12 protein-coding genes and 6 tRNA genes are annotated in these 16,546 nt (G+C 37.0%); 15 read left to right on the top strand and 3 right to left on the bottom strand.

Annotated features, from left to right (window positions below; translation table 11 throughout):
- The first annotated feature begins 104 nt into the window (after window positions 1–104).
- The 10 genes from CPS_RS14425 (at window position 105) to CPS_RS14380 (ending at window position 6,362) form a co-directional block, all read left to right on the top strand.
- The gene (locus CPS_RS14425) at window positions 105–797 is read left to right on the top strand and encodes a DUF3313 family protein (RefSeq protein ID WP_011044002.1); all 693 of its coding nucleotides are present in this window, start codon (window positions 105–107) and stop codon (window positions 795–797) included.
- Between the two features lie 20 nt (window positions 798–817).
- Window positions 818–2,152: a BamA/TamA family outer membrane protein gene (locus CPS_RS14420; protein WP_011044001.1), complete on the top strand. Its 1,335-nt coding sequence runs from the start codon at window positions 818–820 to the stop codon at window positions 2,150–2,152.
- 164 nt (window positions 2,153–2,316) lie between these two features.
- A tRNA-Val gene (locus tag CPS_RS14415) sits at window positions 2,317–2,392 on the top strand.
- A 104-nt stretch (window positions 2,393–2,496) separates the two neighbouring features.
- Window positions 2,497–2,572: transfer RNA gene (locus tag CPS_RS14410), tRNA-Val, on the top strand.
- A 108-nt stretch (window positions 2,573–2,680) separates the two neighbouring features.
- Window positions 2,681–2,756, top strand: a tRNA-Val gene (locus CPS_RS14405).
- A gap of 107 nt (window positions 2,757–2,863) precedes the next feature.
- Window positions 2,864–2,939: transfer RNA gene (locus CPS_RS14400), tRNA-Val, on the top strand.
- 107 nt (window positions 2,940–3,046) lie between these two features.
- Window positions 3,047–3,122: transfer RNA gene (locus CPS_RS14395), tRNA-Val, on the top strand.
- A 31-nt stretch (window positions 3,123–3,153) separates the two neighbouring features.
- Window positions 3,154–3,229, top strand: a tRNA-Val gene (locus CPS_RS14390).
- A gap of 319 nt (window positions 3,230–3,548) precedes the next feature.
- Complete coding sequence (gene gltX / locus CPS_RS14385) at window positions 3,549–4,961, top strand: glutamate--tRNA ligase (RefSeq protein ID WP_011043999.1); 1,413 nt, start codon at window positions 3,549–3,551, stop codon at window positions 4,959–4,961.
- Window positions 4,962–5,015: 54 nt separating this feature from the next.
- Window positions 5,016–6,362, top strand: coding sequence for a DEAD/DEAH box helicase (locus CPS_RS14380; RefSeq protein ID WP_011043998.1), 1,347 nt, complete (start codon window positions 5,016–5,018; stop codon window positions 6,360–6,362).
- A gap of 271 nt (window positions 6,363–6,633) precedes the next feature.
- Here CPS_RS14380 and CPS_RS14375 read toward each other — a convergent pair whose 3' ends face one another.
- Window positions 6,634–7,416, bottom strand: coding sequence for a winged helix-turn-helix domain-containing protein (locus CPS_RS14375; protein WP_238383548.1), 783 nt, complete (start codon window positions 7,414–7,416; stop codon window positions 6,634–6,636).
- 667 nt (window positions 7,417–8,083) lie between these two features.
- Between CPS_RS14375 and CPS_RS14370 the strand changes: the two genes are divergently transcribed.
- From CPS_RS14370 to CPS_RS22945, 4 genes are all read left to right on the top strand, one after another.
- Window positions 8,084–9,715: a hypothetical protein gene (locus CPS_RS14370; protein WP_041737059.1), complete on the top strand. Its 1,632-nt coding sequence runs from the start codon at window positions 8,084–8,086 to the stop codon at window positions 9,713–9,715.
- 91 nt (window positions 9,716–9,806) lie between these two features.
- On the top strand, window positions 9,807–10,166 hold the full coding sequence (locus CPS_RS14365; RefSeq protein ID WP_011043994.1) for a hypothetical protein: 360 nt from the start codon (window positions 9,807–9,809) through the stop codon (window positions 10,164–10,166).
- 10 nt (window positions 10,167–10,176) lie between these two features.
- The gene (locus CPS_RS14360) at window positions 10,177–10,881 is read left to right on the top strand and encodes a C39 family peptidase (RefSeq protein WP_232769136.1); all 705 of its coding nucleotides are present in this window, start codon (window positions 10,177–10,179) and stop codon (window positions 10,879–10,881) included.
- 66 nt (window positions 10,882–10,947) lie between these two features.
- Window positions 10,948–11,394, top strand: a complete 447-nt coding sequence (locus CPS_RS22945; protein ID WP_138140298.1) for a hypothetical protein — start codon at window positions 10,948–10,950, stop codon at window positions 11,392–11,394.
- Window positions 11,395–12,036: 642 nt separating this feature from the next.
- On the opposite strand, the gene CPS_RS14350 is transcribed toward CPS_RS22945, so the two are convergent.
- Entirely contained in the window at window positions 12,037–13,326 is a 1,290-nt protein-coding gene (locus CPS_RS14350) for a transporter (protein WP_011043990.1), read from the bottom strand.
- A gap of 430 nt (window positions 13,327–13,756) precedes the next feature.
- Here CPS_RS14350 and CPS_RS14345 point away from each other — a divergent pair, with 430 nt between their 5' ends.
- Window positions 13,757–15,424 carry an FMN-binding glutamate synthase family protein gene (locus CPS_RS14345; RefSeq protein ID WP_011043989.1) on the top strand — a complete coding sequence of 556 codons (1,668 nt, stop codon included), beginning with the start codon at window positions 13,757–13,759 and terminating at the stop codon, window positions 15,422–15,424.
- A gap of 165 nt (window positions 15,425–15,589) precedes the next feature.
- On the opposite strand, the gene CPS_RS14340 is transcribed toward CPS_RS14345, so the two are convergent.
- Entirely contained in the window at window positions 15,590–16,477 is an 888-nt protein-coding gene (locus tag CPS_RS14340) for a 23S rRNA (adenine(2030)-N(6))-methyltransferase RlmJ (protein ID WP_011043988.1), read from the bottom strand.
- Window positions 16,478–16,546: the final 69 nt, after the last annotated feature.

Below are 16,546 nucleotides of genomic sequence, written 5' to 3'. Positions count from 1 at the left end.
TTGGATAATTAATAATAACAGCATAAATAAACAGGAAGCCTTAGTTAATACAAATCTATTATTAATCTAGTATTAACTAAGTAATTAAAATATAAGGAATAAAAATGACTAAACAACAAGGTCTTAAATTGAGCTTTATCGCTTTAGCCGCATCATTGGTTATTGGTTGTAATTCTACCAACCCAACCAATGCACCTCAAGTCTCGCCAGAAGGCATGGAGTTGAAAAAATCAACACGCTCAACGGTTGCTTATAAAAAGGAAGGTGTTGATTTTTCAGAGTATGACAAAGTACAAATACTCCCTAGTGCAGTTGCTTTTAAAAAGAACTGGAAGCGCGATTACAATAGAGATCAGGTCTCATTATCGACACGGATAAATGATGCTGATGTAATACGTATGAAAGCTGAAATGGCTGAATTATTTGATGAAGTCTTTAAAGAGGAGTTTGGTAAAGATGCTAACTTTTCTCTCGTTGATAAAGTAAGTTCTAAAACCTTAGTTGTAAGACCTGCCATTATCAATTTAGATGTTTCAGCCCCCGATATGAGATCAGCGATAAACGTAAAAACCTATGCCGATGATGCAGGACAAGCGACCTTATTTATTGAGCTTTATGACGGTGTCAGTGGCGAAATATTAGCCCGTGCTGTTAACACTGCGGTCGCAGGAGATAATAGTTATCATCAGTGGGCAAATCGTGTATCTAATCGTGCAGATGCGAAGCGTATGATCAGAAAATGGGCCAAAGCATTGAGAATTAAATTTGATGAAGCTCATATGCCAAAAACTAATTAGATGATGGATCTAGTGTCTAAATGAAAAACAGTGTTACACCTCTAAATTCACACAGTTTACTTTTTCTTATTTTAGTTAGTACGCAGTGGCTGTTTTTTAATACTGCTGTGCACGCTAAGCCACCGAGTAAGGTTAAGTACTCAGTGCAGCGACTAGAAAATACTAAAATGCGTGAAAGTTTAGTATTACCCTATGCTTTTAGTACTGATGACTTAGGTTTAGTTGTCGGTGTAGGAGCTATGGCTTCTGGCCTATATCAAAAACAAATGACTATGGGAGGAACCGTTTATGGCGGTGAGGAGACTAAAGGTTTAGGGGCAGGGCTTTGGAACTATCGCGTTTTTGACAGTAAACGCTTTTTTTTTAGCGCTATTGGTATGATGGGGAACTTTCCACTATTACGTGCATACTCACCTTTGCCAGAGAAATATACATCAGCGCCTAGGGCAGGGTCTAATGACTCAAGTTTTGACGACTTTATTCAAGCCAGCGGCTCAAGTAATTGGTGGGAGGTGAGTTTAGAGTATGTTCTGCCTTGGGGAGATGCTAAAGAGCAAAGTATGGCTCGTTATCAATTAGCGGGCGGGTTATTAAAAGATGAAACCGAACCAGCTGATTGGAACCCGCTAATCACCGGTACTAGTATCATTATTGCTAGGCAATTCAATCGTTATCAGCAATATATAAATGAAGAGGGTGAGCTTTCTGGTGCAGTTCATGCGCTTGAATTAGGTATGTTTTACGACAATACGGACTTTCCAGCTAACCCTAGCAGAGGGAGCTCACAATATATCGCTTATAGTTATAATCCTGAATGGTTAGAATCAAAAGAGCGCTGGGACTTTGTTGAGGTGGAAGTGAGTAAATATTTTTCTTTAGGGAAAAGTTCATTTGCGAAACAAAATATTATCGCGCTCAACGCTTGGTTGGGTTACTCACCAAGTTGGGAGGTTATTTATGATGAAGCTGGAAATAACCAGGTCATTAATCATGCTCCTTTTCTTGAGGGGGCAACATTAGGGGGGATGTATCGCTTGCGAGGGTTTAGGCAAAACCGCTTCCATGATAAAGCGGTTGTTTATGCTACAGCCGAGTATCGTATGACCTTAGATTATAATCCCACAGAAAATGTACGATGGTTACGATTTCTAAATCTTGATTGGTTTCAAACGGTTTTGTATGTTGAAGGAGGAAGAGTTTCACCTACTTTTCATCGAGATACTTTATTATCTGACTGGAAATCAGACGTTGGTGTCTCATTAAGAGCCCTAACCGCAGGTATTGTAGTGCGATTAGACTTCACTCGTTCAAAGGAAGGAACAAGTACTTGGTTGATGATAGGTCATCCATTTTAGTTTTATGAACTTAAGTACGTTAAAAGTAATTTTTAATGTGTATTAATGCAGCGTTATGGCTGAAAATAAATCAAGCGCATGATTTTTTGAAAAAAAAATTAGAAACTTATAGCTTTTCTGTTGACAGCTTTTGCGAACTGCCTATAATACGCCCCCGAAGAGACGGACGATTAGCTCAGTTGGGAGAGCACCGCCCTTACAAGGCGGGGGTCACTGGTTCAAGCCCAGTATCGTCCACCACTTTGTTTTTACAAAGTATATTGTGACTTTATACGCAGAATAGGTTCAAGCCAATTCTTGCAACTAATGTCCACCATTCTTTCCATAAAGAATTAAAACTAAATGGACGATTAGCTCAGTTGGGAGAGCACCGCCCTTACAAGGCGGGGGTCACTGGTTCAAGCCCAGTATCGTCCACCACTTTATGTTTTTATAAAGTGTATTGTGACTTTATACGCAGAGTAGGTTCAAGCCTGTTCTTGCAAATATTGTCCACCATTCTTTTCCATAAAGAATTAAAACTAAAATGGACGATTAGCTCAGTTGGGAGAGCACCGCCCTTACAAGGCGGGGGTCACTGGTTCAAGCCCAGTATCGTCCACCACTTTATGTTTTATAAAGTGTATTGTGATTTTATACGCAGACTAGGTTCAAGCCTGTTCTTGCAAATATTGTCCACCATTCTTTTCCATAAAGAATTAAAACTAAAATGGACGATTAGCTCAGTTGGGAGAGCACCGCCCTTACAAGGCGGGGGTCACTGGTTCAAGCCCAGTATCGTCCACCACTTTATTTTTTTATAAAGTGTATTGTGATTTTATACGCAGACTAGGTTCAAGCCTGTTCTTGCAAATAATGTCCACCATTCTTTTCCATAAAGAATTAAAACTAAATGGACGATTAGCTCAGTTGGGAGAGCACCGCCCTTACAAGGCGGGGGTCACTGGTTCAAGCCCAGTATCGTCCACCATTCTTTATCCATAAAGAATTAAAACTAAAATGGACGATTAGCTCAGTTGGGAGAGCACCGCCCTTACAAGGCGGGGGTCACTGGTTCAAGCCCAGTATCGTCCACCATTCTTTATTCTTATTTTCTTTTAGTATTACCTCAATATTATTCAGTTAAAAAATTTGTTTATCTTCATATTCCCGTACATATATTTTTCTACACCCATTAATTATTATTTGTAGCTATTTAGCCTGCATCTCCACCTCAAAAAATCAATAATTATTGGTCATTCCTCTACCCATTAATGCCCATTGCAAAGATAAACTATTTAATTACATCAAAGTGATGAATTAACTTAAGTGCGGTGTTAAAATGCGGGCAATTTTTCGATTTATACTCCTGATGTCGCCAAATAGGCGCTGTTAGTGACACCCTTTAGAGATTCTTATGACTTTAACAACACGTTTTGCCCCAAGCCCAACAGGATACCTACATGTTGGCGGTGCTCGTACTGCTTTGTATAGCTGGTTATACGCCAAGAAAAATGGCGGTGATTTTATTCTTCGCATAGAAGATACCGACCTAGAGCGTTCAACCCAAGCGTCAGTTGATGCCATTATGGATGGAATGAACTGGTTAAACCTTGAGTGGACACATGGTCCATACTTTCAAACTGAACGTTTTGACCGTTATAACGAAGCAATAGAACAATTAATTGCCTCAGGTAATGCTTATCGTTGTTATAGCACCAGCGAAGAAGTAGATGCGATGCGTGAAGAAGCTAAAGCAAAAGGCGAAATAGAAAAATACAATGGCTTATGGCGTGATCGTACCGATCACCCAGCAGACAAACCGTTTGTAATTCGTTTTAAAAATCCGCTTGAAGGCGACGTTATCATTAAAGATATGGTTAAAGGTGATATTGCTATTAGCAATGGGCAATTAGATGATTTGATCATTGCTCGCTCTGACGGCACACCAACTTATAACTTAACCGTTGTTGTTGATGACTGGGATATGAAAGTTTCTCATGTTGTTCGTGGAGATGATCATGTTAGTAATACCCCTAAACAAATCAACATTCTTAGAGCATTAGGTGCAGATGTACCTCAGTACGCACATATCCCAATGATTTTAGGTGATGATGGTAAGCGTTTATCTAAACGCCATGGCGCCGTTGGTGTTATGCAGTATCGAGATGATGGTTTTTTACCTGAAGCACTTCTAAACTATTTAGTACGTTTAGGTTGGTCACATGGCGATCAAGAAATTTTTTCTCGTGAAGAAATGATTGAATTATTTGATTTAAAGGATTGTAATCGTGCTCCGTCTGGTTTTAATACCGATAAATTAATTTGGGTAAATCAGCATTATATGAAAACGATGGATCCAGCTTACGTAGCTGAGCATCTTGCATGGCATATGGCTGATCAAGGCATTAATACCGAGAATGGTCCTGCTTTAGCTGATGTTGTTAGAATTCAGGCTGATCGTGTAAAAACCCTTAAAGAAATGGCTGATATTTCTCGTTATTTCTATGAAGATTTCACTGAACTTGATGCAAAAGCGGTTAAAAAACATTTACGTCCAGTTGTTAAAGAGCCAATGATATTAGTTAAAGAAAAGCTAGCAGCATTAACTGATTGGTCACCAGAGCCTATTCACGCAGCAATTAACGATACAGCAGTAGAATTAGAGCTGGGTATGGGTAAAGTTGGTATGCCATTACGTGTTGCGGCAACAGGTGGCGGTAACTCACCATCACTTGATATTACCTTAGCTTTGTTAGACCAAAGCAAAGTAATAGAAAGAATTGAACAAGCTTTAGTTGTCGTTGAAGCAAGAATTGCAGCTGGTTAATGACATCTTTAATGATTAGTTTAACCACTTTAAATACGTTTAGGAGAATGCCGAGTGCAATTTAGTGATTTTGGTTTAGACAGTGCTTTAATGAGTACCATTGAGCATATGGGTTTTAACGAACCAACACAAATTCAGCAACAGGCGATTCCTGCGGCAATGGCGGGGCATGATTTAATTGCTTCGTCTAAAACAGGTTCAGGTAAAACGTTAGCGTTTATTATTCCTGCTTTACAGCGATTAAGTAAAAATCGTGCTCTGTCAAAGCGTGATCCACGTGTGGTAATTTTAACGCCAACACGTGAATTAGCTAAACAAGTTTTTAGTCAACTGCGTTTGTTTACGGCGAATACTCAATATAAAGCGGTATTAATTTTAGGTGGTGAAAACTTTAACGACCAAGTAAAAGTTTTGCAGAAAGAGCCTGAGTTTATTGTTGCAACACCTGGACGCTTAGCAGATCATTTAACGCAAGGTCACTTCCATTTAAATGGTTTAGAGCTACTGATTTTAGATGAAGCTGATCGCATGCTTGATTTAGGTTTTAGTAAAGAGCTAACTCAAATAAATAAGGCTGCCGATCATCGTAAACGTCAAACGTTACTGTTTTCAGCAACCTTAGATCACGCGCAAGTGAATGAGTTTGCCACTGAATTGCTTACTAAGCCTAAACGAATTGCTATTAATGCTGGGCATAGTGAGCACGTAGATATTGCTAAACGCTTTTACCTTGCCGATAATCTCACGCAAAAAGAAGCACTATTACAGCACTTCTTAGTCACTGAGAAATCACAACAAATCATTATATTTACTGCAACACGAAGTGATACTGATCGTTTAGCTAAACTACTTACTGAGCAAAATCTTAATGCTGTTGCTTTAAGTGGTGAGTTAAACCAAGGTCAACGTAATCAAATTATGGAAAGCTTTTCTAAAGGCCAACATAAAATATTGGTAACGACAGATTTAGCCTCACGTGGCCTTGATTTAATCAATGTATCGCATGTAATCAATTTTGATATGCCAAAGCATACGGAAGAGTTTGTTCACCGTATTGGCCGTACCGGTCGTGCAGGAACGAAAGGTGATGCTATTTCATTAGTCGGACCAAATGATTGGCTAAGTCTTAAAAACGTAGAAGCTTTTCTACAACAAAAAATCAGCTTTACTAAAGTTGAAGGTATTAAAGTTAAGTTTAAAGGCTTAAAACCGAAAAAAGAAAAAGCAGTAAAAGCTAAAGTTAGTGTTGCTAAAGATAAAAAAGCTGTGTCGAACAAACCAAGAAAAGTTATTAAGAAAACTTTCCTTGATATAGAGGATGCTGGCGCAATGAAAATTATTAAACGCAAGAAGTTAACACCAGATCAAATTGAAGATGCGACTAAAAAAGAGCAGGATTAACACTCTTTGCTAATACACTGTTCGCTAATATATCTCAGACTATATGCAGATTTACTTTTCTGAGTTTGTGAGCCATTTCATTTGTAGACTCAGCGATTAAATGAGATTACTCCCTTATTTAATCGCTGTAATATAGCCATGAAAAGGCTCAAATTCTTTTAAGCACGATGCTTTTAGTCCTATCATAAAATGACAACATCAACCTATCATAAGTAACTCTCTCAACTCAGCCACTAGACACACTAGAATTGCGTTTTTGTAAGTAAAATACCTAGATATGTAATTTATAACCAACACCTTTAATCGTTATGATCCAATGTGGATTATCTGGGTCAAGTTCAACTTTCTTTCTTAATAAATGCATGTATTGATAAAGATCAGATTTATTTGCACGACCTCTATTCGGCCATAAATGAGTGATCAACTTTTCGGTCGTACATACACGTTCAGGCTCTTCAGCTAACAATTTAAAAAGTTTAAATTCCTTGGTAGTAAGCTCTAAGTTTTTTCCTTTTAAATAAACATTTTGACAATCTTTATCTATTTTAAAAAGACCTAATAATTCAAGTTCTACATCGGGATTAAGTAACTTAGCGGTCCCATTAAGTTGTTTGGATGAAAAAGAGTTAATTGTGCCTAATATTGTACGTCGGTCATCTCCTAATCTACGGTTATAATTTCTTCTTTCATCAAAGACATGGGTGAAATTGATAATGTATTTATTAATATAATCGTCGAGTTTTTCAATAAAGGTTTCGTCTTTATAATAATTGAGCCAAGGTAGTAGTCGATGAAGTGGCATTCTATTTCTGTTATGTATGGCACAAATAGGAATGGAATATTGATGATGGATATTGTTTAACGATTCTAAGTGGTCTTCAATTAAAGAGGGTGTCAGTTCACGTAAGTCTATAATAATTAAATTAAACTTAGGATGGTCACCGTTAGTATATAGAGGTTTAGAGTGAGGTATGCATTTGAGGGTGAAGTGATTAGCAACACAATATCCCGTTAATAAGCCAATGATAAAGCTATCATTGGAAATTATGAGCATACTATTGTCATGCTGAAAACATTGCATATTTAAGTCCTTTTTCTCATTTTAAATGACGTAAATAATCTAATAATTTAACTTACTCCGGAAACAAGATTTAACGGCTGCAGAGAAGGCCTACAGGAAAAGTTAATCTGTTGTTAAAAAATTATTTTTAATCATATGTTTAAAAAACAAGCAATATTTACGCCTAAAATAATTTCTATTATTAATACAATCGCTTAATTGATTCACTCTTTAGCACAGATGGCGCATTAAAAATAAGTGTAAAAAATACTGACAGATAATCTAACCTCATACACAATCATCCCTAATTATTTTTATCGTAAAAATTTCAACAATCCCCTACGGTTAATTACTTTTTATTTAATAAAATCATTTCAAAAATCAAGATGTTTAGATTCTTTTTTAAGTGTTTTTTGATGTGTCTTTAATGGAATTTTAAGTTAGCCGTGAACTATTATTCACAGTGAATACAAAGCCGGTGCATTCAGATATATGTTAATCAGATATGGATTAACGCTTTTTATATAGGCATACACGCTTTATATGGACGTTTAAGGTGTCACTATTTTTCTTGTAACGTTAGATTTCTCTTTCTTAATAGCGTTTTAGATGTTTCAAGTAGATTAATAGTTACTAAATAATTCTTAGTGGAGTGTAAAATATGAAACTTTTTAACAAAAACATACTAGCAGTAAGTATTGCCCTAATACTTAGTTCTGCAGCCAATTTAGCATTGGCAAATGAAGCGGACAATGGTTCCTCCGCAGCAAATGATAACTCGACTGTAACTACCGACAACTCAGCTAATAACAACTCAGATAACAGTGTTGCTGATAACGACGACAACAGTACTGCAGACAACGATGACAACAGCAACAATTCCGATAATACCAACAACTCCGATAATTCGGATGATTCGGATAACTCGGATAACAGCACTAATAGTGATGATGTAGATGTTGCTATTTCAGATAACGCTAATGATAATTCGGATAACTCGGATAACTCGGATGATTCGGATAACTCGGATAACTCGGATGCTTCGGATAACTCGGATAACAGCACTAATAGTGATGATGTAGATGTTGCTATTTCAGATAATGCTAATGATAATTCGGATAACTCGGATAACTCGGATGATTCGGATAACTCGAATAACTCGGATAACTCGGATAACTCGGATGATTCGGATAACTCGGATAACAGCACTAATAGTGATGATGTAGATGTTGCTATTTCAGATAATGCTAATGATAATTCGGATAACTCGGATAACTCGGATGATTCGGATAACTCGAATAACTCGGATAACTCGGATAACTCGGATGCTTCGAATAACTCGGATAACAGCACTAATAGTGATGATGTAGATGTTGCTATTTCAGATAATGCTAATGATAATTCGGATAACTCGGATAACTCGGATGATTCGGATAACTCGAATAACTCGGATAACAGCACTAATAGTGATGATGTAGATGTTGCTATTTCAGATAATGCTAATGATAATTCGGATAACTCGGATAACTCGAATAATTCGGATAACAGCGACAATACTGATAATTCTGATAACAGCAATGATCTTGATCTAGCCATTTCAGATAATGGTAATGACAATTCAAATAATTCAGATAACTCGGATAATTCTGATAACAGCAATAATTCGGACAACTCTGATAACAGCAATGATCTTGACTTAGCCATTTCAGATAATGGTAATGACAATTCAAATAATTCAGATAACTCGGATAACTCGGATAACAGCAATAATTCAGACAATAGTAATAATTCGGATAACTCTGATAAGAGCATGGCTAATGCAAATGCCATGGGGTCTGCAGCTGCCAACAATGGTGGAGTAGCTACCGTTGATAACTCAGATAATAGTGATAACTCAGACAACAGTGACAATAGTTATGCTGATGCGAGTGATCAAGCCGCTTCAGCGAATAATGGCAGTACCGCCACGGTTGATAACAGCGACAATAGCGATAACAGCGACAATAGCGACAACAGTAGTGCTTGGGCTGATGGATGGGGAACATCTTCAGCAAATAACGGCGGCACAGCGACTACAACATACAGTGTTAATGAATCTTCATTAACAGGTACAGTTGCTGATAATAACGTGTCATATAACTTTGGTGGTGCTTCTACAATGTCACAAAGCAACAATATGACCGATGCCTTTAATGGTACCGCTGGTATTAACCAAAATGTACAAAATCTTGGAAATAATGCTTTAACTCAACAACAGGTATCATTTCAAGGGAATGTTGATGTAAACCAATAATAGGTAGGTACACCGACACGTTAAGGTTTATGTAAAATGACGTTAAAAGTTGCTGGCATTATGTCAGCAACTTCCTATAAGGATAAGGGCTATGAAAAAGCTATATCAAAGTACTCGTCTATTAATGTTACTTATCTTATTAATTATAATGAGCAACAAAACCTTTGCCGAAGATGTTATAGACATTACGATAATTGATGTTGCGCCTGTATTGCTTGAAGAATTAGATCAAATCCGAGGCCTTGGTGGAGTCGTCGATGTTACTAGCAATGCGAACTTAGGAGCCGAGCTTACCAATAATGGTGTTAACAACAGTGTTACTGGATATAACATCATAGATCAAGGCTCGTTTAATGATGCAAGTGGAGTATTTTCGATTATTCAAAATACGGGGAATAATGTCATCATTCAAGACTCGACTATAATTACTATTACAATAACTCCTGAGTAAAGGTTTCATTATGAGTAGAATGTTTACGGTATTTTTCCCGCTAATAGCAATAATGCTAATGCAAATAATGTCTGCACATGCAGGCACTGTTAATTTAGGCGGGGGGTTTAGTGGAGGCGAATTTTCAGTAAATGTTTCAAGCATCAAAGAGCGGCGTTTCAAAACTATCTATAAACAACAATACGACTTTAGTTGTGGTTCTGCCACTTTGGCAAGTTTGTTGTCTTTTCATTATGACGATGTTGTTGATGAGTTTAAAGTCTTTAAAGATATGTATAGCCATGGTAATCAAAATAAAATACAGAAAGAAGGCTTCTCGTTGTTTGATATGAAACTCTATTTATCACGTCGAGGTTATAGATCTAATGGTTTTAAAATAAGTTTAAATCAGCTTGCAAAAGCTGAAATCCCGGCAATAACTATTATTAATAATAAAGGTTATATGCACTTTGTTATTATCAAAGGCAGTGATGAAAAGGAAGTATTAGTTGGTGATCCTGCCATCGGTATTAAAGTCTATAGCAGAGCAGAATTTGAAAAAATGTGGAACAAGCAAATTCTTTTTGTTATTCAAGACAAAAAGGACATTGCCTCTAATCATTACCAAACGCAGGAAGAGTGGAAGTTACGAGTGAAGGCTAATTTAGGCTTAGCCGTGGATCATTCTAGTTTAGCACTATTTAATGTACTGCAACCTTCAGCAATTGATTTCTGATTTAACATTTAGGATATTTAGATGAATATAAACTCGGTCATGCTTTTAAAGAACCTATGTATAGTTATGGCATTTATAATCATGACTGGGTCATGTTTAGTGTCTGCTGCAAGCATAGAATATGTAGCTTTTAAGGCACCTCTAGATAAAGAAAAATGGCTTAAGGTATCGGACAAAAAGTTAGCTTTTTCACGAGGAGGATTTATATTATCTAATGGTGTCATTGTTGATATCAGTTTTGAAAAGCGTATATTTAGAAATGGTCAAGAGACCTCTAGCTCATATTTTCAAACTGCAAATAATCAGAACTTAGTTAAGAACGGAAAACTAAATATCCCTGGATTATCTAATACCTTATTTAAGTCAGTAGTACAAAATGATCTAGACAACCAATTACTTCAAACGATCAACAACATCAACATTGATATAAAAAACTTAGATAATATTAACTTAACGCCAAGTGATAGCCAATTTTATAATTTACACTCATTGCCTGTAACCATTAACCATTAACCACAAGGTTAACCCACTGATAATATGACGTTTCTATATGCCCGTCACCAATCAAGATACAGGTTTCAGAGTGCTTGATAAATTTCAATTCAAGGCGCTGTGATGAAATAATGGTTATTCAGGAGAATTGCTCCTGCATTCTCTAATAAGCTACATCCATGTAGCGTCATTATAAATCACAGCAACGATGAAGTGATGTTGCTCAAGCGCTTCTTCGATGGGTTTAAAATGACTTTATTCGGCGTTAAATAAACAAGGCATAGAGTGAATTGCTTAAATTATTTGTCTTGCCTAAAGTCATTTTAATTCCCCCTGAAATCCTGCACTTTGAATGGTAACGGGTATAATCCTTCCACTTGAAAGTGTTAGATTGATAATCTCTGAGCGACTCATAATCAATACACATTTTTGATAAATGATTATTCCTTTAAAACTTAAAAAGAAATTCTATGCATTGTATGGGCTGAGTATTATTTGCTCTACTCCCCGAAGTACGGGTAGAAATGTTTGAAGTAGCTTTAGACTAAGTTAACATTGAATAATTATGTTTATTATTGGTCTACTTTTCTTGAGGTGTAGTTGATTCCAACTGAATTCTAAACGAAATGGCTATAAACAAAGTGTTGCTTTAAATATATCGAATTAAAACACCATTGGAAGCCTGAAGTTAAGTCTGATATCTGGAGCATCATCAGTAACGCCAATATTCAATGATAAATTAATGTTTGTTTGTTTTGTATAGTTGAATGAATAGCCAATAATCAGTTGGCCAATATCAAGCGCACTACCGTTAATTTTAAAGTTATCAATTTTGGATTTTAATACATGTTTATGTGAGTAACTTAAGCTCATAGAAGTACGTTCATTTAATGACAGACCTAAGCCAAAGCTAAACCCTATGCTATCACCGGGATTAACTTCCCCTACCTCTTCATCGGTTTTTAAGTTATTGCCGTAGCTTATATTACCAAAAAGCACACCAGGGTCCGTCGCGTAGATTGCAGTTAAACTAGGTTGAACACTGTAGTATCCAGAGCCTGTTGGTAACTCTGTAGGGAAAACAGTTCCTGGTGTTGATTCTACATACTCAACATCGAATGGACTTGTACCTGTTGGGATTGTGGCAACAAGGTTAAAAACATAAATTGCTCCGCCATCTGCGCCAGAGTTAAGCTGATAACGTGTAGACAATTCAATATCACCCATATCACTACCACTTGCTGTAAATATGTCATCCTCACTAACTCCTATGCTTATTGGGCGAGAGCGCTGACTGTCATTTCGGCCAATGTAAGAAAGTTTCATGTCGACCTCCCATCGATCAGTCACACCATATCGAGCACCGAGACTACCAACAACGGTATGACGCTTTATTTCTCTAAGGTCGATCACACCAACCACGAGTGCAGGTAGAAAAGAATAAGCATCTAGAAATACACGGTTAGTATCTGTGTATGAATAACCTAACCTTGGCTCTATTATTAAAGTACCTGATTTTGTAAGTACGCCGCTATTATTAGTACTTAATTTAGGTATAGCTGAGACATCAATGCGGGTAGCTTTTTTAGGTGGCGCTTTACCTACCGGCTTATTAATGACAGGCGAAACTTTACGTTTTTTGTTATTCGTAACTTGATTGCTAGCTTGTTGGGCGTTTTTGTTTTTGGGAGAATTCTTATTCTGTTGATTGATTTTTGAACTTTGCTTTTTAATTGAACGTTTTAATTTTTCAATCTCCTTTCCCTGCTGAATTAGTATTTTATATTGTCGCTCTAACTCAAGTAGGTGTTTTTTATTAGCAGACTCTTGCGATTCAGTTATTTGCTGTGAATAACTGTAATGGCTTGTAGACATCGACAATGCAAACATAAGCACAAATAGTTTATATCGTTTTGCAGGAGGTAAGATTATGTGACTATTAGTTTTTTTCATAAATTTCTCTTATATGAAAACATTCAAAGTAGTTAAGTCAATCATTGAAAGTTTACAAATATATTTGTTAACTGAAAATCATGCTTTAGACCTAGATGGTAGTTAATATAAGCTTATATGTTAAAGCTTGAAATGCAAATTTAGGGAGTAACAAATAAGAGGAAAACAAGTAGGGAAATTGATTTTTTATCGGTCATACCAATAGAATTATTACTTACCTATTGAAACTCACACAGGGCTAGCGACTTTGTTTTAAGCAAAGTAAGTAATGAGTAAACCAATTGACAGTCTTTATAAAAACTTTCGTATTCAAAGAAGAGTGAATAATGGTAAGTTATTAGTACCAAACTATTTAATCTTTCTTTTGGATTAATAAGTTTGATTAATGCGTTTGACAAATATAATAATTATAATTCTATGAGGATGTTTCATGACCATCATGCAAAAAGCTCTATGGTTCATTGCCAGTGTTGGTAATTTTTCAGCAGGGTACTTCTACATGCACAGCGAAAGTGCTTTTAGTTTAATTTTATTAATCTCAACGTTACTTTATAGCATTATTGGACTGTATGATGTCTTTCATAGTCGCCATAGTCTGAATCGCCTTTATCCTGTAGTCGCTTATCTACGTTATTTCCTTGAATCTTACCGAGTTGAAATACAACAATATTTTATAGCAAACGATACCGAAGAGCGTCCATTTAACCGTGAGCAACGTACTTTAGTGTATCAACGTGCTAAAAATGTCCGTGATACTATCGCTTTTGGTACCCAGCGTAATCTTGTTGAAGATAATTATCTAAGTTTATGGCATTCATTAGCGCCTACTCATATAAAAGAGGCTGCCAAGCGAGTAATTATTGGTGGTGATAGTTGCCAGCAGCCATACTTAGCATCCTATTTAAATATTTCAGCGATGAGTTTTGGCTCGTTAAGTTCCAATGCCATTGAAGCACTAAATTTAGGCGCTAAAAAAGCAGGTTGTTATCATAATACTGGTGAGGGGGCTGCGAGCCCTTATCATTTAAAACATGGCGGCGATATTGTGTGGCAGCTAGGTACCGGCCTTTTTGGCTGTCGTGATGAACAGGGACGATTTAACCCTGCTACCTTTGAGAAAACAGCTAAGCTGCCACAAATAAAAATGATTGAAATAAAATTAAGTCAAGGCGCAAAGCCAGGTCATGGTGGTGTGCTGCCTAAAGCGAAAATTACCGACGAAATCGCCCACATCAGACATATTTCAAAGGATAAAGACTGTATCTCGCCGGCAGTTAACCCAGAATGTACTTCCCCAAAGGATTTGTTAGCTTTTATCGAGCAATTACGCAGCTTAAGTGGCGGTAAGCCTATTGGCTTTAAATTATGTATTGGTAACCCCGCCGAGTTTTTAAGTATTTGCAAAGCAATGTTAGAAACAGGTATTACACCTGATTTTATCACTGTTGATGGAGCCGAAGGGGGGACAGGTGCTGCACCAGTTGAATTTACTAATCGCTTAGGGCTAATTTGTCTAGAAGGCATAAGCATAGTAAACAATGCATTGGTTGGTGTTGGACTCAGAGATAAAATAAAAATAATTGCTTCGGGTAAAACGGCATCAAGCTTTGATTTACTCGCAAAAATTGCTGCCGGCGCCGATGTAGTTAATGCGGCTAGAACTATGATGATGGCCATTGGCTGTATACAATCAAGACATTGTAATACTAACCTTTGTCCTACAGGTGTAGCGACTCAAGATCCCGCAAGAGCAAAAGCAATTGACATCGAGTCAAAAAGTGATCGAGTGAAAAACTTCCATGATAATACGGTAGCAAGTTTCTTTGAATTGGTGGGGAGTATGGGCTTGGACGATCCAGCTAAGCTCATTCCGCAAATGATTAAAAGGCGTTCACCTTATGGCGTTCAAATGTCGATGGGCAGTATTGTAGCGCCATTACCGGCAATGGCTTTAGTTGACCCTTTACAGAACAAGTTAGACCTTGATGAGTCTTGGCAACATTGGTGGCAAGCAAGTAGTGCAGAGCAATTTTATGTCGATGACATTTTTATACTGAAATCGCCAGAGTTTCATCAAGTAAAAACAAATCGAGCTTAGTTATGCTCTTTTGCTTTAAAATAGAGTCTTTTAAGTCATATGACTTAGAAGACTCTAGCAATATTTAAGATTGGTTTACGTCCAGACAATTATTTAGTCTGAGCTTATATATATCACTCATCTATATCACTCATCTATATCACTCATCTATATCACTCATCTATATCATTCAGCGATCAACTGGTTAAGTGTGTAACTTGTGTCGTCACTGCCTAATTTAGTCTTCATATAAGGTAATATTTCTTCAAGCTGCGAAGTTAATTGCCATGGAGGATTAACAATAAACAATCCAGTACCTGTCATACCGTATTCATCAGTATCACTTTCTAGACAAAACTCTACTTGTAATACATTTTTGACCGAGCTTTTAGTGAAAGTATAGCTCATCTGCTCAACTAACTCGCGCTTAACAACGGGATACCAAAGAATGTATGTGCCTGTTGAAAACTTTTCATAGGCCTTAATAATAGTTTTTACCGCTTTGTGATAGTCTTCTTTCAATTCATAAGGAGGATCGATAAGTACCACACCACGACGACTTGGTGGTGGTATTAAACCAAGCACACCTTGATAGCCATCAGATTGTTTAACAAATACTTTACGCCAGCGCTGGCAAAAATTTTCCAAGTGTTGAATATCAGTCGGGTGTAATTCAAATAAATGACTACTGTCTTGTCGACGAACAAAAGCTTTTGCTATGCCAGGGGAGCCAGGGTAAACGTCAAGGTCGTTACTTGTGTCAGTACTTATGTCTGCACTTGGATCAGTATTACGGTCAGAAGCAAGGTTGAGACTCTTGATCAGTGATAAATAAGGTTCTAGTGACTCAGGCGCATCTTCATCGTTAATAATCTTGGCAATACCGTCTTTATACTCACCCGTTTTTTGGGCATATTCGTCGGCTAGCTGATACATACCAGCCCCCGAGTGGCTATCTATGTAACAAAAGCCTTTTTCTTTACGAGTCATATAATCTAAAACAAGTGATAAAACACTATGCTTTAGTACATCGGCAAAATTGCCAGCATGAAAAGCGTGACGATAACTAAGCAAGGTAATTCCTTAAGAGGGAGTTATGTTAAACAGTGGGAACACGGCTATCAAAAGGTATATTGATAGCCG

The sequence above is a fragment of the Colwellia psychrerythraea 34H genome, from assembly GCF_000012325.1.
Classification (GTDB): Bacteria; Pseudomonadota; Gammaproteobacteria; order Enterobacterales; family Alteromonadaceae; genus Colwellia; species Colwellia psychrerythraea_A.
This window is presented reverse-complemented; position numbering and strand designations above follow the sequence as displayed.